This window comes from Chryseobacterium herbae (assembly GCF_025154075.1).
Taxonomy (GTDB): domain Bacteria; phylum Bacteroidota; class Bacteroidia; order Flavobacteriales; family Weeksellaceae; genus Chryseobacterium; species Chryseobacterium herbae.
In genome coordinates this window covers 18,467-39,787 of sequence record NZ_JAOAMU010000003.1, presented here as the reverse complement: position 1 = coordinate 39,787, position 21,321 = coordinate 18,467, and the positions used below count along the sequence as shown (strand labels likewise).

20 protein-coding genes are annotated in these 21,321 nt (G+C 36.8%); 10 read left to right on the top strand and 10 right to left on the bottom strand.

Annotation, left to right across the window (positions count from 1 at the left end):
* Position 1: 1 nt before the first annotated feature.
* Together N0B48_RS10275 and N0B48_RS10270 are read right to left on the bottom strand one after the other, a co-directional pair.
* Positions 2–1,183, bottom strand: coding sequence for a lamin tail domain-containing protein (locus N0B48_RS10275; RefSeq protein ID WP_259838718.1), 1,182 nt, complete (start codon positions 1,181–1,183; stop codon positions 2–4).
* Positions 1,180–2,520, bottom strand: a complete 1,341-nt coding sequence (locus tag N0B48_RS10270; RefSeq protein WP_259838717.1) for a tetratricopeptide repeat protein — start codon at positions 2,518–2,520, stop codon at positions 1,180–1,182. Before N0B48_RS10270 ends, N0B48_RS10275 begins: the two co-directional genes overlap by 4 nt.
* Positions 2,521–2,952: 432 nt before the next feature.
* On the opposite strand from N0B48_RS10270, the gene N0B48_RS10265 reads away from it, so the two are divergent.
* From N0B48_RS10265 to N0B48_RS10245, 5 genes are all read left to right on the top strand, one after another.
* Positions 2,953–4,023, top strand: a complete 1,071-nt coding sequence (locus N0B48_RS10265) for a DUF4407 domain-containing protein (RefSeq protein ID WP_259838716.1) — start codon at positions 2,953–2,955, stop codon at positions 4,021–4,023.
* Between the two features lie 14 nt (positions 4,024–4,037).
* Positions 4,038–5,900, top strand: coding sequence for a ClpB D2-like domain containing protein (locus tag N0B48_RS10260; protein WP_259838715.1), 1,863 nt, complete (start codon positions 4,038–4,040; stop codon positions 5,898–5,900).
* A 133-nt stretch (positions 5,901–6,033) separates the two neighbouring features.
* Positions 6,034–6,624 carry a phage tail protein gene (locus N0B48_RS10255; RefSeq protein WP_259838714.1) on the top strand — a complete coding sequence of 197 codons (591 nt, stop codon included), beginning with the start codon at positions 6,034–6,036 and terminating at the stop codon, positions 6,622–6,624.
* Between the two features lie 6 nt (positions 6,625–6,630).
* Positions 6,631–7,320 (top strand): T9SS type A sorting domain-containing protein, encoded by a 690-nt coding sequence (locus N0B48_RS10250; RefSeq protein WP_259838713.1) that lies wholly within the window; start codon positions 6,631–6,633, stop codon positions 7,318–7,320.
* 99 nt (positions 7,321–7,419) lie between these two features.
* On the top strand, positions 7,420–7,617 hold the full coding sequence (locus tag N0B48_RS10245) for a KTSC domain-containing protein (protein ID WP_259838712.1): 198 nt from the start codon (positions 7,420–7,422) through the stop codon (positions 7,615–7,617).
* 61 nt (positions 7,618–7,678) lie between these two features.
* Here the strand turns inward: N0B48_RS10245 and N0B48_RS10240 are convergent, their stop codons facing one another.
* The 8 genes from N0B48_RS10240 to N0B48_RS10205 all read right to left on the bottom strand — a co-directional run bounded on the left by N0B48_RS10240 (position 7,679) and on the right by N0B48_RS10205 (position 16,835).
* Positions 7,679–9,553: a GEVED domain-containing protein gene (locus N0B48_RS10240; RefSeq protein ID WP_259838711.1), complete on the bottom strand. Its 1,875-nt coding sequence runs from the start codon at positions 9,551–9,553 to the stop codon at positions 7,679–7,681.
* A gap of 359 nt (positions 9,554–9,912) precedes the next feature.
* Positions 9,913–11,373, bottom strand: a complete 1,461-nt coding sequence (gene guaB / locus N0B48_RS10235) for an IMP dehydrogenase (protein ID WP_259838710.1) — start codon at positions 11,371–11,373, stop codon at positions 9,913–9,915.
* 237 nt (positions 11,374–11,610) lie between these two features.
* Positions 11,611–12,111 carry a DUF4252 domain-containing protein gene (locus N0B48_RS10230; protein WP_034731654.1) on the bottom strand — a complete coding sequence of 167 codons (501 nt, stop codon included), beginning with the start codon at positions 12,109–12,111 and terminating at the stop codon, positions 11,611–11,613.
* Between the two features lie 12 nt (positions 12,112–12,123).
* Positions 12,124–13,410 carry a DUF4252 domain-containing protein gene (locus tag N0B48_RS10225; RefSeq protein WP_259838709.1) on the bottom strand — a complete coding sequence of 429 codons (1,287 nt, stop codon included), beginning with the start codon at positions 13,408–13,410 and terminating at the stop codon, positions 12,124–12,126.
* A gap of 62 nt (positions 13,411–13,472) precedes the next feature.
* Positions 13,473–14,144 carry a hypothetical protein gene (locus N0B48_RS10220; RefSeq protein ID WP_259838708.1) on the bottom strand — a complete coding sequence of 224 codons (672 nt, stop codon included), beginning with the start codon at positions 14,142–14,144 and terminating at the stop codon, positions 13,473–13,475.
* Complete coding sequence (locus tag N0B48_RS10215) at positions 14,119–14,628, bottom strand: GFO_1088 family ECF-type sigma factor (protein ID WP_034731659.1); 510 nt, start codon at positions 14,626–14,628, stop codon at positions 14,119–14,121. Before N0B48_RS10215 ends, N0B48_RS10220 begins: the two co-directional genes overlap by 26 nt.
* Positions 14,629–15,089: 461 nt before the next feature.
* Entirely contained in the window at positions 15,090–16,250 is a 1,161-nt protein-coding gene (locus tag N0B48_RS10210) for a putative sugar nucleotidyl transferase (protein ID WP_259838707.1), read from the bottom strand.
* Between the two features lie 333 nt (positions 16,251–16,583).
* Positions 16,584–16,835 (bottom strand): type B 50S ribosomal protein L31, encoded by a 252-nt coding sequence (locus N0B48_RS10205; protein WP_034731665.1) that lies wholly within the window; start codon positions 16,833–16,835, stop codon positions 16,584–16,586.
* Positions 16,836–17,015: 180 nt separating this feature from the next.
* Here N0B48_RS10205 and N0B48_RS10200 point away from each other — a divergent pair, with 180 nt between their 5' ends.
* The 5 genes from N0B48_RS10200 (at position 17,016) to N0B48_RS10180 (ending at position 21,295) form a co-directional block, all read left to right on the top strand.
* Positions 17,016–18,425 (top strand): hypothetical protein, encoded by a 1,410-nt coding sequence (locus tag N0B48_RS10200; RefSeq protein ID WP_259838706.1) that lies wholly within the window; start codon positions 17,016–17,018, stop codon positions 18,423–18,425.
* A complete protein-coding gene (locus N0B48_RS10195) occupies positions 18,425–18,751 on the top strand; it encodes a nucleotide pyrophosphohydrolase (protein ID WP_034731670.1) in 327 nt (108 codons plus the stop codon). Before N0B48_RS10200 ends, N0B48_RS10195 begins: the two co-directional genes overlap by 1 nt.
* A gap of 92 nt (positions 18,752–18,843) precedes the next feature.
* Positions 18,844–20,067, top strand: a complete 1,224-nt coding sequence (locus N0B48_RS10190) for a 3-phosphoshikimate 1-carboxyvinyltransferase (protein WP_259838705.1) — start codon at positions 18,844–18,846, stop codon at positions 20,065–20,067.
* Between the two features lie 52 nt (positions 20,068–20,119).
* Complete coding sequence (locus N0B48_RS10185; protein WP_259838703.1) at positions 20,120–20,605, top strand: hypothetical protein; 486 nt, start codon at positions 20,120–20,122, stop codon at positions 20,603–20,605.
* A 15-nt stretch (positions 20,606–20,620) separates the two neighbouring features.
* Complete coding sequence (locus N0B48_RS10180; RefSeq protein ID WP_259838702.1) at positions 20,621–21,295, top strand: hypothetical protein; 675 nt, start codon at positions 20,621–20,623, stop codon at positions 21,293–21,295.
* Positions 21,296–21,321 lie beyond the last annotated feature (26 nt).

Below are 21,321 nucleotides of genomic sequence, written 5' to 3'. Positions count from 1 at the left end.
ATTACCATTTTAAGATGTTTTTAGATACAATCTGTCCTGTATTAAGTATAAAATTTGCTACAAATGCTCCAGGTAGCTGATTTTGAAGATTAAAAGTAGTTGTGTTAACTCCTGTTCCGGGTGAAAAACCATAAACAGTTGTTCCCGATGAATTAAATATTTGAATATTGTTTATCTTATTTAATGCAGGTCCATTCCATGTAATGGTTACATTATAAGAATCTGACGCTTTTGTTGGGTTTGGAGATATAATTATATTATTTTTTATAAGTTCCAATTCATCAGAAGAAACTCCAGGTGTACCGGAAGATGGAGTACTTGCTCCGTTGCATCCGCCTCCCGTAACTAAATTACCTGCACTATCATAAGAAAAACAAGAACTTCCATTATTTGTATATGATCCATTAGGAGATTGTGAAACTTTTTCAATTGATAGAGAACATATTTTATCAACTAAAGTATTGACATTATCGCTCCAGTCCAAATAAGAATAGTATTGTTGAAAGTCATCTTTTATTATTTCATCATAACTTTGCGTAGTGGGTACATAAGTAGCTGCCAATGGATTCGGTGTTGCTTCATATTTACCATTTGGATAAGTAGTAGGATTATATTGTAAAGAATTAAAAGAATAGAACTGAGAAGGGTTTTGATAAATATTTTTTATAAAATTAGAAGAGGGTTCTGCCTGAAACTCCCAACTGTATTTACTTTTATTAAGTAGATTCGTTCTATTAAAAGAATATCCTAAGATTATTTCCTCTCTTTTATTTCTTAATATAATATCATCCTGATAGATAATCTGGTTTTCTTTTCCTGCTGTTGTAGAAAAATGCTCACTAAAAATGGTAGTATTGTACGGCAAAGTACTGTAAGCAATAACCATAAACTCACCTTTTTTGATAATCTTTTCAGGAAGCCAAAATGTTTTTAATAAATCCTTTAGATACCAATTTTTTAGATTAACGTCCTTATCACTATAATTATATATTTCAATAAACTCACCTCTATGATGCTTTCTAGCATCCATAAGCTCTCCAGTCAGAACTCCGTTTACAGTTTTATTAAAATACAGTTTTTCATTATATGGCGTATTATAATATACTTCCGTAATCAATAATTGTGAATAGACGATTTGTCCCAAAATGGACAGAAAAAAACAAGCAGTAGATTTTATTCTCATAATTTACTTATTAATTTTTGTAAATTTTGTATGTGTACTGACTTTACTGAAGCTCTATTTTGATTCATTAAAGCAATCGACTGTATGAGGGGATCAGTATTTTCAGCATAAGATTGGGGATTGGATGCGATACTTAACACTCTATTTTTTCCTTCAGCGTCGCCTTTTTTAGCATAATACTTTGCAATTAATACATTCATCCGGTCAATAGAATGGGTGTTTGAAACGCCGAACATACTTTTACATATTGTCATTATTTTATCTTTAGCTGCCTCCGGCTGATTCCTAAGAATATCAAGCTTTATCTTTCGGGTATTGAATTCAAATTTCTTATCAGGGTTATCAATATTATCCTCTAAAAATTGTATTAATGAATTGAGTTGGAAAGGAACAGGAATATTTTGATCTTCTGTTTTCTTTAAATGCGCATCTAATAATGCCAAAGCAGACCAAAAACTATTTTTCTGTGTATGATTTTGTGTTTCTATTGTTATTAGAGTATCAAAATTTTTCTGAAGCTTAGTTAAATCTCTGATATACTTTAAAATTAAAGGATCATTTTTATCTACAGTATTATAGTATGAAAGAGCCTTATTAAGTGCTGTTATATTATTTTTATCCTTTCGGTATTTTCTAATAACTACATTGTGCAATTCACGTATATGCTGCTTTCTATCTTTGGAGAGAGGTTTAGATAATAACGTATTTAACTTTGTTTCTAATTGTGAAAGAGGAATATCATTAAATCTTTTTTTAAAATTTTTATGTTGTGTTTTTTTATATGTTTTTAAGGCTGTATTATTATTAGAATTTTGAGTATCTGCATTCCATTCCATTAATCTGCTTATTTTAGCAAATTGTTTTTGTATATTGCTATTATTCGGATGGTTTTGAACAAAAGTCTCATATTTCTGCCTTACCTCAGATAAAAGCCTTCCATTAAAATTGATAACTTTCTTTATTTTTTTATTTCCTAATGCCGCATTGAAATATTCTCTATAAAGACGTTGTTTTAATGCAACGTTATTTGGATTTAATAGCAACGCCCCTTTAAACATTAAGATAACTTCCCATTCTTTCTTTTTCTGAGACAGCAAAGTTTTTCTCATCCCATCATAAGCCCTTATCTCATTAGGATATTGGGAAATGATTTGTTGATAAATTTCTTTCGCTTGATTATTTTCTCCCTGTTTTCTAAAATTTCGTGCATTTTTTAATAAAGTATTTACATCAAGTGAACCAGATATACTTTTACTATTTGAAAATAAATAAGTTGGGAAAAAGAAGGAAATTACACCTAGTGTACCTAGGGTAAGAAATTTTTTTCTAGTTATCATTTTTCTGTGTTAAAATATAAAAAGGGGAAGACCAGATCTCTCGGCCAGTATTTTTCTACCACAAAGGTTGTAAATTTAATTGTTTAACTTCCCCTTAATTATCCGCTAATATATCTTTTTTTTGGGAAATATTAAAATTTTATTAAAAAATATTAATTTTATAATTACCTGATGTGAAACTAGATGAGGTTGATCCGAATGCAAGAAAGAAAATTAAATATTCAGTAAAAGAAATTTTCAGGCCGCTATTTACTCAATCTTCTAATTTTTTTTAAAACGTTTACATTTGTTTCTTTTAGTTCAAAATTTTTTCGACAATAAAAAATTGATATCCAATCAATTAAATCAAAACAATCAATTACTTGGCAAAACATAATACTATCTTTTACATTGGTATGATTTTTAGTATTACATTTGTATAAATTTTCAATAATGAAAACAAACCAACAAACTATAAATCAAGCGAATCATAAAATAAACTGGTTCCAGAAGTTTCTGATGGTATGCTCCGGAGGAAACATTCATATCTTAAGAAAGACCCCTAGTGAGTGGAATAAATTTTCCGGAATTGGTGGGATTGTATTATTCACCGCAGTATTTGCGACCCTGTCTGCAGGCTATGCTATGTATACGGTATTTGATAACGTATGGACTTCGGTAGGATTCGGGATCCTGTGGGGATTAATGATCTTCAATCTGGACAGATACATCGTTTCCTCCATCAAAAAAACAGGAACATGGTGGAATCAGATTCTCATGTCCATTCCCCGTCTGATATTGGCTACTTTTCTTGGGATTATTATTTCCAAACCTCTGGAACTTAAAATTTTTGAAAAAGAAGTGAACAAGCAGCTGAATACTATTATTCAAAGAAATAAAAAACAGCTTGAAGGCGAAATGAGCGGCAGAATCCTGAAGCAAAGCGGTCCGTTTGAAACGGAAAAAAATCAGATTGCTGAAAAAACCATTCAATATCAGAAGGCTTATGACTCGGCGGCGGTAGAACTTGAAAAAGAAATCCTTGGGAAACAGTCCGGGCTGACCAGTGGAAAAGAAGGCTATGGTCCTAATGCAAAACGTAAACAGGAACTGAAGGAACAACGTCGTCTGGATCTGGAAAATTTTCAGAAGCAAAATGCACCGAGAGTACAATATTTAGATACAGAAATCTCCAAAGTCTACACCAATCTGGAAACAGAAAGAAAATCTTCGGAAACCTTTGAAGATAAATTCAATGGGTTTGCCGCGAGATTGCAGGCATTGGATGAACTTGGCAAGAATTCAGCGATCATTGGGCTGGCGGCAGCTTTTATAATGGGGCTTTTTATCTGTCTTGAGATCTCTCCGGTTTTAGTCAAATTAATTTCTCATGTAGGGCCCTATGACCATCTTTTAGAAAAGACGGAAAATGATTTCAGGCTTTATTCTAAGGAAAAAATAGAGAAAGGCAATGCCCTGACTGATTTCAGAATTGACGATTTTAAGGATAATTTAAAAAAATAGTGTATTTTTCACGTATGATTATTGATAAAGAAGAGATCCAGAAGAAAAAGAAGAAGCTGGACGACTGCAAAGCATTTCTGAAAAAAGAATTCATCGGAATTGATAAAATTATTGATGATTTAATGGAATACATCCAGATCTGGTACCTGATGCCGGAAATCCTGACACGCCCTGTGGTGATCAATCTATGGGGAATGACGGGGGTCGGAAAGACCGATCTGGTAAGAAAAACCGTCCGCTTTCTTGAATTTCAGAACCGTTTTGTAGAGATCGAACTGAGCAACAGCGATGAAACTACATGGAGTAAAAGTGTTTCCGATATTTTACAAAGCAACCGCCTCAATGACGAAAAACCAAGCATCATTCTCTTTGATGAGATCCAGCGCTTTAATACTCTAGATCCTGACGGCACTCCGGTACCACAAACAAAATTTACCGATTTCTGGGAACTTTTAAGTGATGGCAAGCTAAGCAAAAGGGAGCGTGATGACCTTGAGCATTATCTCTTCTCCTATCTTTTGCGTAAAAAAGAAAATGACAGACGCAAAAAGAACGGCGAAACGGAAATGGATGAAAATCCGTATCTGAATCTCTGGGATGCCAAAGAACTGAAGAAATACCTCAGCATGGAAGATGATGTCATGAGCATCATTGATATGAAAGAGGAAGATATGATCAAGCTGATCCTTAAAAAACAGAAAGAGAAAAAGATTTATGAGCCGGTAGACTACAGCAAAATGCTGATCATCATCAGTGGAAATCTGGATGAAGCTTTTCAGATGTCCCGCGAGACGAGCGAAGCAGACATCGATGCCAATATCTACCATGCTTTTACAAAGAAAATTACCGTTGTTGATATAAAAAATGCATTATCGAGGAAATTCCGACCTGAGCAGGTAGCCCGATTCGGGAACATTCATTTGATCTATTTTTCATTAAAGACGGAAGATTTTCAGCATTTGGTTCAAAGGGAAATCAATAATCTTAAAACGAAGACAAAATCAAAGTTCGGAATCAGCTTAAAAATTACTAAAAATATTAATGAGCTGATCTATAGAAACGGCGTTTTTCCAGTTCAGGGTGTACGTCCGGTATTCAGTAGCGTAGTGGATATTCTGGACACGAACCTCAGCAAATTTCTTTTTGAAGCGATCATTAACGACGATAAAACCATTGAAATTGACTATCTGGTCAAAGAGAAAAAGATTTCCGGAAAAGTAGGCGGACGTATCATCGATATCCCTTATACCGGAAGAATCGACAGTATACGCCAGTCTAATCAGCAGGATGCCGTTGCCAACATCAGCGTTCACGAATGCGGACATGCCGTTTGTTATATGCTTTATACCGGTTTTGCTCCGCTACAGCTGAAGAGTAAAGTGGCCAGCAGTTATGCGGCAGGATTTACGTTCCCTCATCAGATTCACGATACCAAGGAAAGTCTTCTGGACAGAGTCAAAATTTATCTTGCAGGAGGAATTGCTGAAGAAATTATATTTGGTGAAAACAATGCCAGCATAGGAAGAAGCCATGACAGAGAGCAGGCAACCATTCTGGCCTCCGACTATATCAGAAAATATGGGTTTGATGAGGAATATCAGGCAGTTTACAGCTTTGAAGAATATCCGCACCGCATGCAGCATCATATTACCGATAAAAAAATCGAGAAACTGATGCAGGATCTCGCCAAAAAGACAAGAGAAGACCTTATTCTTCATTTGAATCTTCTGAAAGATATGAGCATCGAACTCAGCAAAAAAGGGAGCATGCTGCCTAAAGAAATCTATGAAACAGCCAAAAAACATCACCTTGATGTAAGCATTAAAGAGGAAGGTTATCTTCATATTGCAGAATATCACAAAATGCTGGGCCAATAGAGAAAAAATCCAATATAACATAGGTTTACATTAATATAATCTTACCTTTCAGTTAATTCTGAAAGGTTTTTTCTTTCCATAATCCTTTTATTGGAAATATTTTATAATTTTACATTAATAAAAACTAATCATCATGAAAAACTTAATTCTAGTATGCATCCTGCTTGTAAGCAGCGCATTTACGTCCGCTTTAAAAGCACAATCAGAACCTTTTCTTGGACAGATTGCTTTTGTTCCGTATAACAGAGCTCCAAACGGTTGGGCAGACTGCAACGGACAACTGCTACCTATTTCACAAAACACGGCTCTTTTTGCCTTGATAGGAACCACTTATGGAGGAAACGGAACCACGAATTTCGCTTTACCGGATATGAGAGGAAGAGTGCTTGTTTCTCAGGGACAGGGTCCTACCATTAGCCAGAACTATCTGATCGGAGAAATGGGAGGAAGCGAAAGTGTTACTTTAACACAACAGCAAATGCCTGCTCACAGTCATACCGTAAATGCAGTAACTGCTGAAGGAAACCAAAATACCCCTACGGGAAATCTTCCTGCAGACACTAAACTTTTGGACAAAGAATATTCTGACGCCAACGCCAATACCACTATGAAGGCGACTATGGTAAATCCTACGGGAGGAAATCAGCCTCATGAAAACAGACAGCCTTATGTAACGATGAGATGTATCATCGCTTTACAAGGTATTTTCCCATCTTTTAATTAATAAGTTATGAAAACTCTATACTTATTAGCTATAGCTCTTGGAAGTTCGGTGGCCGCACAGACCATCACTTTCAATGGATGTCATAATCTGTTTGACAACCAGAATTTTGTTTTCACCAAAACCGGAGTCGATGCAAACAACAAAAACATTTACATCACAACACCGGTGGATGGACAGCCTTGCGGCGGATTAGGAACGTGTGAATTTAAAATCAAGTGGAATAATACCCTTACCAGATGGGAATTCCTTGCTGACGAAGGAAACGGAACCTTCACCACTCCTACGCTGATCTATTATAATTCAACCGGAAATAACACCAGCCCAAGACCTCCGAGCAATACCTTCGGAACATGGATAGAAAACGCAGTACCCACCGGTACGGCCGGACAATGTGGAGGAAATCTTACGGGAATCAATTCTACAATGACAGGCGATGTACACAGTAGTCCACTGGCAACAACGGATGTGACGAAATCCAAAATCCAGATCTTCCCGAATCCTGTATCTGATGTGATCCATATTTCAGGAATTGATAACGGACAAACGATTCAGATTTATAATGTAGACGGAAGACTTGTAAAAAGCGATGCATTTGATCAGAAAATTGATATTTCTTCTCTTTCTGCGGGAGTTTATGTTTTAAAAATTACTACTAAAAACTTCGAATCTCATGAATTTAAATTCGTGAAGAAATAGAGATATAATGTTTTTATAGCATTAATTGATTATCGATTTAGCCTTCAGAATTCCTGAGGGCTATTTTTTGTGAGGAATAATTTTTGCTGGTTCACGGGTATGCCATCAAGTGTTGTCAACTCCTATATTTATTTTCCGGAGACTGAAGTGTTAAGAATTATCTATCAGTCCGGAGCCGTGTATGACTATCTGAAAGTCCCTGTATCCATTTCGGAAAAATTCAGAGAGGCCAGATCCAAAGGACGTTTTTTGAATTCTGTGATCAAACGGAGATTTAAATACATTAAGGTCAGCTGACAGATATTTAATAAAAATGCCTCCATTTCCGGAGGCATTTAAATTTTATATGATCTAAAAATTATTTAATGATCAGTTTAGATGTTTTACTTTCTTTTCCGTTGGAAATCTGAACCATATACACTCCTTTTTCAAGTTGCTGGTTTATTTTATAAATTCCGTTTCCTTCTTCTTTTACAGATGGACTTGCAATAAGTCTTCCTGACATATCAGAAATGGAAACTTTTAAATTCTTACCGTTTTTAGCTTTGATAAATACATTATCACCTGTTGCAACCGGGTTAGGATAGATCACAAGATCATTGTTTTCAGCCTTCACTTCACTGGTTCCTAAAACAGTAACAAATTTAACGGTGTAATCTTCTGCCTGCCCATATTGTAACTGTCCACAAGCGGTCATATTTGCATTCTCATCATCTACCATTACTCTCATTCTTAATGGAGTATTAAGCACCGTAGAAGCAGGAGCCGTAAAAGTGGCATTGAGAGTACCGATTAGAGTGCTAGGATCTGCGGCAATATTATCTCCCGATGCTACCAATTCACCAGCTTCAAAAGTTCCGTTGTTATTAAAATCAATCCAGGCTCTCACTTCATTATCACTCCCGGAAACATTGACCTGAAGGTTTTGTGACTGGCTTACCAAAAGCTGTGTAGTAGTTGCTCTCAGACAGCCTGCACCTGTATAATCCACATAGTAACTAGGCGCATTTTGCCAAACTCCTGTACTGGCATTATTAATACTTCCTAATTTAACCAAAGTAGGCCCTACAAAATAATTGTTTGAAGCTGCATTAGCCAAACCGCTTGGAGTACATGCTGCAATAGGCGTTCCGATAGCTGACGCAGGTGCAGGTGCTGTTGCTCCCAATGAAGTACTTAAAGAACCTCTCAATAAAAAGAAAGAAGTAGCAGCTTTATCATGCTGTCCATTGGTAAATTTGAAGGCTATAGGGTTTGTATAGTTCATCATATTATACTGAACTCCCTGATAATTTGCACCTGTACAATAGTTCATGCTATTATTGGTAGGTGCAGGAAAATCACTTAATAAACTTCTTGATCTTTCCGTATCACATACCCCATCATCATCTTTTGTACAATCATTAGTAGTTTGTGCAGGACAGAAGGAAGTTGCTGTAGTTCCCGCCGGAGGTTGTGCATTGGCGTTCCCAAACGTATGAAGAAGTCCCATACTGTGTCCAAATTCATGCGCCAGAGTAATGTCATCCTGTAGCGTCACCACAAATGATTTCATAAATGATTCATACGCTGAATCAATATTCTGAGGCAGTCCTGCCCATCCCATAATTCCATACTGCCCACCACCATCTACTTTATTCATGATATAGATGTTAAAGTAAGAAGCTTCCGGCCAGTGTGGAGCAATGGTTTTAATTTGTGCAGTGGTAACACCGTCTGTATTTTGACGGTTCACCCCATTGGCATCATATCCAGTAAGAGTTCCACCATTGTATCGTACAATACCAGTGGTAGCATTACAATTCGGATCTCTTTTAGCCAATACTAATTTAATCGGCATTGTTGCTGCTGTTCCAAAATCTGCAGGTACTCCCTGAGCCCACTGATACGTTCCCGCATACATCTGGTTGCAATGATCCAGCCAGGCCTGAATTTGCTCATCACTCTTATTATAAGCAGTTCCGATTGCAGAACCCGTTGGTACAATGACGTGTACTACAACTGGAATTTCGTAAACACCATTAACGGTTTTAAAGCCAGTTCCGTTTTGTACACCCCCTTTTTTATTACTGCTCAGAATCTGGTTTCTGATTTTACGGATAGCATCATCGATTTCATGATTCTCTTTTTCATGTCCTCTCTGTTCAGTATCAAAGCCACACCAATCTTTTTTTTGTTGTGCTGATAATGAAACGGAAAGCAACATTGCTCCATAAAGGAAAATTTTCTTCATTCTTCAAATATTTTAATTATAAATTTAATTAGGCTTATTTATTACTATCAATAAATAAATTACAAATACATCCCATATTAGTAGTAAAAATCTAATTTTGTTACAAATATTTAAGTACCTGATTCACATATTCTATAAAAAAAATAATATTTTAAACTAAAATTTGCAGCATTGCACTTAAAAAATGAATCAAAATAAATAATTCAATTTATAAAATTCAACAATTAGACAAAAACATAGAATTAATTTATATTTTAAATTTAAAAAAGGCCACCCTTAATTTTGATCTCCAAAACAAACCGTCAAATAAAAAATGCCGCACAAATCTGTGCGGCATTTTTATATTGTTTAACTCTATTCTAAAAAGAATAATTCGGAGCTTCCTGAGTGATGATTACATCATGCGGGTGAGATTCTTTCAATCCGCTTCCGGTGATCATAACCATTTTGGTGTCTTTCTGTAAAGCTTCAATATCTTTAGCTCCACAGTATCCCATACCGGCTCTTAATCCTCCGGTAAGCTGGAAGATCACATCTTCTAATTTTCCTTTGTGTGGTACTCTTCCCTCAATTCCTTCCGGAACGAATTTTTTAGCCTCACTCTGGAAATATCTTTCTTTTCCTCCTCTTTTCATTGCGGAAAGACTTCCCATTCCCTGATAAGATTTGAATTTTCTTCCCTGGAAGATAATTTCTTCTCCCGGAGCTTCATCTGTTCCTGCTAAAAGTGAACCCAGCATTACTGCTCCTGCTCCACTCGCAATCGCTTTTACGATATCTCCTGACAGTTTAATACCTCCATCAGCAATCACTGTTACATTCTTAGATGCAGCGTATTCGTATACATTATAAATAGCGGATAACTGAGGAACTCCTACTCCTGCCACTACTCTGGTTGTACAGATTGAACCTGGCCCTACTCCCACTTTAAGAACATTAGCTCCAGCTTCAATAAGAGCTTTCGCTGCTTCAGCCGTTACAATGTTTCCTCCAACGATATCTAAATCCGGGTATGCTTTTCTTATTTCTGAAATTTTATCTAAAACTCCTATTGAATGTCCGTGTGCAGAATCAATGGCTATGATATCAACACCGGCATTGACCAATGCTTCAATTCTGGCCATCGTTTCTTCTCCAACACCTACTCCGGCACCTACGATAAGACGACCTTTGTGATCTTTATTCGAATTCGGATATTCCAACTGATTGTCAATATCCTTGATGGTAATTAATCCTACAAGTTTATTGTCTTTATCTACGATCGGAAGCTTTTCAACTCTGCTTTTCAGAAGAATTTCTTTTGCTTTTTCAAGGTTGGTATTTTTATCGGAAGTGATCAGATTTTCTTTGGTCATGATCTCTTCTACCTTCATATCAAGGTTTTCCTGATATTTTACATCTCTGTTGGTAATGATCCCGATCAGTACATTATCTGCATCTACAACAGGAAGGCCGGAGATTTTATACTTAGCCATTGTTTCTTTAGCTTCAGCCAAAGTATGATCTTTTGAAAGGGTAACAGGATCAGAGATCATTCCGTTTTCTGAACGCTTTACACGGTTTACCTGTGCAGCCTGCTCAGCGATCGTCATGTTTTTGTGAATGAAACCTAAACCTCCCACTCTTGCCAGAGCAATGGCCAGATCTCCTTCAGTAACTGTGTCCATCGCAGCAGAAACTATCGGAACATTCAGCGTGATTTTGTCGGTAAGTCTTGATTTTAATGATACCTGATTAGGTAAAACTTCTGAATAAGAAGGGACTAGAAGAACGTCATCGAAAGTGATGGCTGTCTCTACAATTTTGTTATGAATAGACATCTTTACTTTCTTTGCAAAATTAGGTTATTTTGACGAGATATGAAAATCCTTTTCAATAGTTTAAATAAAAATTAATAACTTAAATCAAAAAAACCGGTCTTATTAAGAACGGTCTTTCTGTACAAAATAATTAGTATAGTATGAAACTACTTGTTATATCTTTTACGGAAGGATGATTTCGCTATATATTTTAGCAAGACATACCTCTCTTGTTATTTTTTTCCACAGTAAAAATTTTTATTTATCTGTAGCGGCATTGATCACTTTTGAAATATCGTCTGCAGTAAAGTTCCCTCTCACGTCCACAAAAACCAGTTCTTTATCTGAGTTTACGGTGATCATCATATTTTTAATGGTTTCTCCGTTCTGTTTTACCCGTACATTGACGTTTTCTCCGTCGTGTTTAATGGTAGCCCAGTCTTCAAAATCATTGTCATTTAAATATTTAGAGTAGTCGTTCAGCATCGCTTTGCTGCCGTTATCTACCGTCATGACTCTAATCTTCGATACTTTTTTGATCAGGGCAATCACTTCTTCACTTTCGCCATCTTCCCTTAATGCCTTCTTGATAAAGGGTTTTGCGAGAAACAAAGGTACATTGAAGCTTGCAAATTTTGCTCCTTTGTAATCGTACCCTGACTGTTTGAAGAAATCGATATTGGGCCTGCGAGACGCTATACACGACTGAAGCATAAGTACTGCGAAGATTCCTACAAAGACGTTTATTAAAGTTTTCATGGCCGTTATTTTTTAGTCGATAGGTTTCAAAGTACCTCCGGATGTTTTGCTGATATTAGCTTCTATTTCAGGTCTTCCTCTGTATTTTACCAATCCTCCTGAAGACGCTCTTACTTTCAGTCTGCTGGAAACATTTACAGACAGGTTTGCCCCGGATGTAGCTTCTGCCTCAAGACTGTCCAGTCTCAGTTCATCTGCTTTTACGAGCGCTCCACTGCTGATGTCTATGATTCCTGAATTCGCTTTTCCTTCAATGGCTGCATTGGATCCGCTTGAAGCTTTTACCATAATGGTTCCGGCTGTAATTCCTGCTCTGATATTTGAACCTGAAGAAATCCCGATATCCACTGCATTTGAGATTTTAAAATCTCCATGTATATTAGCCCCGGATGATGCATCAATCGTAAGATTATTTTCTTTGATAGAATTTACTACATTGAAGTTAGATCCTGAAGAAGCTTTGATATTATCCATTCTTGGGGAAGAAATATTAACGCTTAAGTTTCTAAATCTTAAATTTTTCGTTCCCTTATTGTCTATATACACTTTCAAAACTCCGTTTTCCACTTTAGTGATCACATACTGAAGTTTATCTGCATCGGCAATGACCTTTACACTGGTTGGGCTTTCCTGCTTGAAAACCACATTAACCCCTGTACTCACCTGAATTCCTGAGAATTCACCGACATTTCTTGCTTCCCCGTTAATATAAGAAGAATTACTTTCAGCGGTAAAGCTGCTTCTGGTAGTGGTTGCAGAACTTGTTTTGGTTTTGGTCTCGCTGGAATTGATGATCTTGTTCACATCATCCATGGAAAGTTTTCCATCCAGCATTACCAGGATATTTTCACCTTTTCCTCCGTCGATGCTCAACAGCAGGTCATCCAACATTCCGTCTTTTGCTTCGGCAGAAAGAAATTTAATCTTCGATCCGGAACTGTTCACAGACATGATTTCGCTGTAATTGAGGGTTTTTAAATAAGAGGCTACATCTTTACTCAACTGCGCCAGATGAGTCTGTACCTGAATACCTTCTTTAGTATTGGCTTTCTCTGGATTTTCGGTGATAAGAATCTTTAATCCGTTAATTTTAGACAGCAGCGGCTTGATCTGATCCAGCTGCGAATCATCAATATTAAGACTGCTGAGCATCCCGAACATGGGTTTAGCAATTTTAATAGAAGTTACACCTTCCACTTCCTGATATTTTTCAAAAAGTCTGTCGAACTTGTCACCCTGTCCATACACCGTAAAGAAATGGGAAAAGGCAAGCGCGAATATTATGAATATTTTTTTCATGAGTCAATTTTTATTTTTAAAGCTGATTACTTTTGCCTGATCAGGTGCATAATCTATTTTTGTTAATAATCGTCGTTTACGACGGTAGGCTGTACTAACTTTTCACTAACGTTATTTGCCAATATCTGGAATGAATATTTAGTCACATTGATGGCTTCTTCTACATTCTCGATTCTTTTACCGTTTACGATAACGTATGAATCTTTATAACCTGTAGAGTCTTTTAAAGCCTTGTTGTTTTTAAAAGAGGCATTGTTTACAAATCTCGGTCTTGTTTCTTTTTTAAGCCTTCCTCTTTTTGGCAGAATCTCGTCCAGCACATCTTTTTCTGCTACCGAATTCTCCTGAAATATAGAATCTTTTTTCGCCCCGGATATAGAATCGGTGTGGTTCACCGCTACCTGCTCCTGATGATCGTTATTCTCTTCTATAAACTTTGATTTCTGCTTTAAAACTTCATTTTTCACCAGTTGTTCCTTTTCAAGAGCATCTGTACGGTAATCATTGAAGAAAAAACCTACACTGAAAAGAAGTACTATTCCGGCTGCCATCCAAAACCATTTCGGGAAAGAAGGTTTATTTTTCTGGAGTGGAATGATGGGAGCTTCGTTTGTTTCGGTACCGGGCGCCTCTTCTGTTTTCTGAAGAAAATCTTCAAAGCTCCAGTCCATTTTCTCTTCCTTGATCTCCCGGAAGATCTCGTCGTATTTATTCTGAGATTGATCTTTGTTCATAGCTCATCAATTGTGATATTTGTTCTTTTACTTTTTGTCTCGCCCGCATCAGATTGACTCTTACTGCGTTTTCTTCCATTTCCAGCATTTCGGAAATTTCGGAGACTTCATATTCTTCTACATCTTTCAGATGAATAACCATTTTCTGTTTTTCCGGGAGCTGGTTGATAAAACCTATGATATACTCCTTCAGATTATTGATATCCATGCTGTATAGTTCTGAGCGGTGAAGCTGCAAATCTGCAAATCCTAACTTCACATCGTGGTGCTTGAGCCGGTTCAGGCATTCGTTCCGGACGGACTTTAAGGCATAGGATTTCAAATTTCCAAATTGCCCCAGTTCTTCCCTCTTCTGCCAGAACTTCATCATCAGGTCCTGTACCACGTCCTCTGCTTCATCACTGCTCATAACAAATCTTTTCGCAAAACGATACATCTCGTCTTTGAGAATAAACACCGTATTCTTGAAAGTTTCTTGGGTCATGAGTTTTGTTTCTATTAGTAAGACAATTAAAATCTTAATTCTATTACACTACATTATAAAATAATTGATATCTTTTGCATTTTATTTTCTCCGTATGCTCTTAAAACCTGCATATAAAGGAGTTTTAATGCTGTTTATAAAAATACCTATTTTTTTTCTTTTCTGAACGATAATTTGAAAATCTTAGGTTTTCTACTGTCTTTCGCTATAATAAATTTGAAATTTCATAAAGAGATGGACAATTTATCTCACAGATTTTTTTACTAACTACAAAAGGGACAAAAGTTTTTTTAACACTTTAGTTAATTGAAGTTGACCATACAACTATATAGAAGAACACATAAGTTTTCCAAAAATCTAAGATTTTTACATGGACAAAGTAGGAGAAAATATTCTCAATCATCTGTGTTCTTCTGTGATCTGTGGTAGAAAAAAAGCCTCCGAAATGGAGGCTTTCAATATTAATAGGTATCAAAAATATGTTTTAAAATTGCTTTATCATCATCCGTTAATGGTACTTTTCTTCTGGCCATCGCTCTTTCTGCCACTTCATAAGCTTTATCCAATTTAAATCTTTCATCATCCTTACATCCACCCCATGAAAAGTTCTCCACAAGGTTGGGAGGAAACCCAGGTTTAAATATATTGGAAGCAACTCCTATTACGGTTCCTGTATTTAATTGCGTATTAATCGCCGTTTTGGAGTGGTCTCCCATGATCAAGCCTGCAAACTGAAGTCCTGTATCTTCAAAAGCTTTTGTTCTGTAATTCCAAAGCTTCACCTGGCTGTAATTATTTTTAAGGTTGGAAGAATTCGTATCTGCGCCGAAATTGCACCATTCGCCTATCACAGAATTCCCTACAAAACCTTCATGCCCTTTACTTGAATACCCGAAGATAATAATGTTATTCACTTCACCGCCAACTTTACAATGTGGCCCAACAGTCGTTGCTCCGTAAATTTTGGAACCTAAATTAAATTTGGAATCATCTCCCAATGATATAGGTCCGCGAAGATTGCAACCCTCCATCACCTCAGCATTTTTCCCAATGTAAATCTTTCCCGTTTTCGTATTGATTGTAGAAAATTCTACCTGCGCTCCTTCTTCAATGAACAAGTCTTTTTTATCCCCTAAAAATCCATTGGTAGAAGATAGTTCCTGAGAAGCTCTTCCATCAGTAATCAGATTGAAATCAAAATCGATTGCAAGGTGATTGTAAGTAAATAAGTCTGACGGTTTTTTAAAGAAGGTCAGTTTCTCTTTGATATCCGTCATTTTTTCGATCTGATTCAGGGAAAAACCTTTCATATTGATCCTTGCAGCAACAAGTTCATCTTCATAAACCAAAGCTTCACCCTGCTGAAGATCTTTAATCTGCTGAATTACCGTTTCAGTCGGCAGGAAATTGGTGACTAAGAAAAGACTTTCTTTGTCCTCGGGACTTTTAAATTTATTCTGAAGATAATTTTCTGTAAAATAGGAAACTCCGGTATTTCCCAGGATCTTTTGCCATCGCTCAGAAAAAGTGAGGATTCCGCATCGCATTGCGGCAACAGGACGGGTAAAGGTAAGCGGAAGAAAATCTTCCCAATACTGGGCATCTGAAAATACTAATTGCATTATTTTAGAAGTTAGAGATTAGAAGTTAGAAATTAGATACTCGATATAGAAGTATTCTGCCTCACAAATTATTTACAGCATCTGATTTCTGTCCGGAACAAAAATACGAAAATAGCGGGATTAGAGAAATTAGATGTTAGAAGTTAGAGATTAGTTTACGAAAGGATCAGTAAGAATGTCTGTCTTTCTGTTTGAAAAGAATACAATTCCTTTCTATAGAGAAAAAGTACAAAATGCACCCAACTAACTTCTAGCCTCTAATTTCTAACTTCTATATCAAAAAAAAAGTCTCCCAATAAATTGGAAGACTTCAGTATGTTTGATAACAAAAAATTACTTAGCGAATTTTTTGTATTTGTTCATAAACTTATCAACTCTACCTGCAGTATCAACTAACTTCACTTTACCAGTGTAGAAAGGGTGAGAAGTTGAAGAGATTTCCATTTTGATCAATGGGTACTCTTGTCCTTCGAATTCGATACTATCTTTTGTTTCTGCAGTAGACTTACAAAGAAACACGTCGTCGTTACTCATATCTTTGAAAACAACAAGTCTATAATTTTCTGGGTGGATTCCTTTTTTCATAATACAATTTTTAAAAAATTAAAGTTTGCTTTCGAAATAGTAATGGTATTTCTCTGCTAATTTTAGGCTGCAAAAATACAACATTTTTTTAAATATCCAAATACTCCATTCAATTTTTTTTATTGATAAGAAATTCAAAGTATTTTCGTTAAATTTGGAATCTATTAAACTTTAATTTCGATGAAATTCAAACTATTACTGGCTTTTTCTTTCTGGATGCTTCTTGTAACGGTATCATGTAATAAAGACGATATTACTTTTGATGCCCCTTCGCAGCAGTTACGTTTTTCAAAGGACACGGTATTCTGTGATACGGTTTATCATCAGGTTCGTTCTGAGACGTATTTGGTAAAGGTATATAATAATGAAGACAAAGACGTTCTTATCCCAAGAATCAATCTGGAAAAAGGAAGTGCATCATTATATAGAATCAATGTAGACGGAAAACCGGGCTACGATTTTAAAGATGTTCCTTTGAGAAAGAAAGACAGTATGTATATTTTCGTTGAAATTGCTCCACAAGCGACCGGCCCTGAAGCTATTGCTGAAGATAAAATTCTATTCAGCAGCGGTGCAGGACAACAGCATGTTACTTTATTCTCAGTGGTGCAGGATGCGGAATTCTTCATTCAAACCCCTACCAATCCTAACCAGATCACCACCCATACAGTCTGGAACAAAAATAAAGCGAAGATTATTTATGGTGACCTTACCATCAATCCTAATATAACACTGGATATCGATCCTGGAACTAAAGTGTATTTCCATACCAAAAGCGGTATGAAAGTTTCCACAGGTGCGACCCTAAACATCAACGGAGCACTGAATGATGAAGTTATTCTCCGCGGAGACCGAAATGACCTGGATCATGATACCCTTCCTAAAAACTGGAACTCCATCCGCATGGAAGCTAATTCTAATCTTAACATGAATTTCGCGAGACTTTTCGGGGGAACCAGAGGTTTGGATATGAAGCAGAATACGGCCAATATCAGCAATTCATTCATCCATACTTTCTTTGAATACGGTATTTATGCAGTGGGCTCAACGGTTACGGCTAAAAACTTAGTCATGAATAATTGTGGCGAGTCTTGCATCGGGATCTTCAGAGGAGGAAACCACAGCTATACGCACGCTACCATTGCCAATTATTCCAAAACAATGGGATCATTCAACAGAAACGGAATTACGGCTGCCAATGAATGGAAGAACGCTGCAGGAACTACAGAACAAGGAGCTCTTCAGCGTCTTGATATCAAGAACAGCATCATATATTCAGACAGAGATAATTCTGTGAATTTTGAACAGACTCCGGGTCAGCAGTTTGAATTTCTGATCCAGAACTCATTAATAAAATATTCAGGTGTACCAGAGGCCGGATTTAATTTTGATACCAGTCCTAATGTCATCCAGAGCATCAAGAACCAGGAACCCCAATTCCTTAACTATTTTGCTGCGAAGATGAATTTAAGAGTAAAAACGACATCTCCGGCAAGAGGAAAAGGAAACTTAACGGTAGCAGGAACTGTACCTCTTGATATTGTGAATGTATCGCGAACCACTAACCCTACGCTTGGCGCTTATCAATAATGGAAATCACGCAACTGCAGCAGCAGGTAGACGAATGGATCAAAACCATCGGTGTCCGCTATTTCAATGAACTGACCAATATGGCTATGCTGACCGAAGAGGTAGGCGAAGTAGCCAGAATCATAGCCAGACGATATGGCGAACAAAGCGAAAAAGAAAGCGATAAAAGCAAAGACCTCGGTGAAGAACTGGCAGATGTACTGTTTGTAACATTATGTCTCGCCAACCAGACCGGAGTGAATCTGCAGGAAGCTTTCGACAAAAAAATGAAGATCAAAACTGACCGCGACAAAGAGCGCCATCAGAATAATGAGAAGTTGAAATAGAAATAGATTTCAGATATGAGACATAAGATATCAGACTTTAAACAATCTGATATCTGATGCCTGTCATCTGATGTCTCTAATTTGAAGAAACAATGAAGTTAGAAAAATCAAAATTATCAGCAGATAAAACAGTTCAGATCAGCGGTTCGAAAAGTATTTCGAATCGTTTGTTGATTTTGGAAAGTTTATTTAAAAACATACAGATCGGGAATTTATCCAATTCTCAGGATACACAGCTGCTGAAAAAAGCACTGTCTGAAAATACGGAAACCGTGGATATCCACCATGCAGGAACCGCCATGCGTTTTTTGGCATCCTATTATTCAATCTTTGAAGGAAAGACAACCATTCTTACCGGATCCAAAAGAATGAAGGAAAGACCGATCAAAAACCTTGTAAGTGCTCTGAAAGACTTAGGGGCAGAAATCGAATATTTGGAAAATGAAGGCTTTCCTCCCTTAAAAATTACAGGAAAAAAGATCACTCAAAAGCAGGTGAATGTTCCGGCTAATATATCCAGCCAGTTCATCACTTCTCTCCTTCTGATTGCCGGGAAACTGGAAAACGGACTGGAAATTAATCTGGTTGGGGAAGTCACTTCAAGATCATATATCGAAATGACGCTGGACATTCTGACCAAATTCGGAATTAAAAACAGCTTTGAAGGAAATACCATTACAGTGGAGCCTTTTAACGAGAACAGTGAATCATCAACCGTGAATTATGAAGTGGAAAGTGACTGGAGCTCGGCTTCGTACTTCTACTCGATCTGTGCGCTGGGAAGAGAAACCATCCACCTGAAAAGTTTTTACAAAGAGTCTACACAGGGGGATTCTGCCATTGCTAAGATCTATGAAGACTTTTTCGGGATTAAAACAATATTCACAGAAGACGAACATAAACTTACGCTGATCCCGGAGCCGGACTTCTCATTCCCGCAAAAAATTGTTCTGGATATGAACAACTGTCCTGACATTGCCCAAACACTTTGTGTAACAGCTGCAGCTTTAAAAATTCCTTTCGAAATTTCCGGACTGGGAACTTTAAGGGTGAAAGAAACGGACAGACTTCAGGCTTTATATAATGAACTGAAAAAACTGGGAACTGAAACAGAAATCACGGACCTTACCATTAAATCAATACATTTTAGAGAACCGGAAGACAACATTTCCATCAGAACCTATCAGGACCATAGAATGGCGATGAGTTTTGCTCCGTTCTGCCTGATTAAAGAACTCAATATTGAAGAGGAAGACGTGGTGGAGAAATCTTATCCGATGTTCTGGAAGGATCTGGATGATGTGATGATTCGGTGATATGTTGATGTGATGATTTGATGATGCGGTAATTTGAAAATATACAGATTTTATGAGAAATTTTTTTCTGCTTTTTGCTGTAATGATTCCGATGGTGTTTTCGGCGCAATATCTCTTGCCCAATGAGGAAACTATTTTCTCATTCGACACCAAAAACGGGAAGAAAATGACTTTGGTGAAAGATAAAAAGAATAGCTACATCCAATATAGATTCGGGAGTAAAGATCGTGTAGAGATGGAATTCCCAGCCACAAGGACCAAAGAAAGCTGGAAGCAGTTTACCTACAGTTCTTACCACAGAGGCGGTGGAAAGCAAAACGCAGGCATGGACCTCAACTATCTGACCTTTACCAATAATAACTACCAATATCAACTGTTCAGAACCTATTCTGCGGAAGATGAATCATTTTCTACAGGAATTACCGTTACAGACAGCAAACGAAAAGCAACTGATATTACAGGAGTTTACAAAACCATCAAAGGATGCCTATGTAATCTGGAAGATACAGAGGTAAAGAAAGAAGATTTTGGTTCATAATTTAATCCTTTAAAAATGAAACAACTTTTCTCTCTCGCCACTTCCTTGTTAGTCCTAGGACTTCATGCCCAGAACCTGAAAGACTTTGCAGTTCCGAACGGTTATCAAAAAATTGCTGAAGCAAAAGGAGATCTGGACAAAGACGGAAAAGATGAAACCGTAATTATTTTCAATACGGATAAAAAAACTCATCTGGATGACCGCGATGATTTCCTGAGATCATTTTTCATCTTAAAAGACATAGACGGCCAGCTGAAGATATGGAAGGAGAACAACTCGGTTCTTTTTTCCAGCGGAATGGGTTTTTACCCGGAAGATAATGCACCTCCGGAAATATCCATCAAAAACAACAGTCTTTCTATTACTCAAATATTCAATACGAATTCAAGGCATACGCAGACTTATAAACACACCTTCAGATTTCAGAACGCTGATTTTTACCTCATCGGTTCATCCGACAGATTTGAAGATACCTGTGATTTCAATTATCTGAACGAGATTAATTTCTCCACAGGAAAAGTAATTGTGGATGAAGAACACGCTTCCTGTGATGAGGATGTAAAAGTGATCCCCAAAGATATTCACAAAGAACTGATCCATCCTTTTAAAACTCTGATCAAAATGAACAATTTCAGGATTGGGGAAAACAAATTTAAAATTCCCGGTTTAAAAAGAGAAATTTACTATTGATTATCAACAATATAAATGAGCAGAAT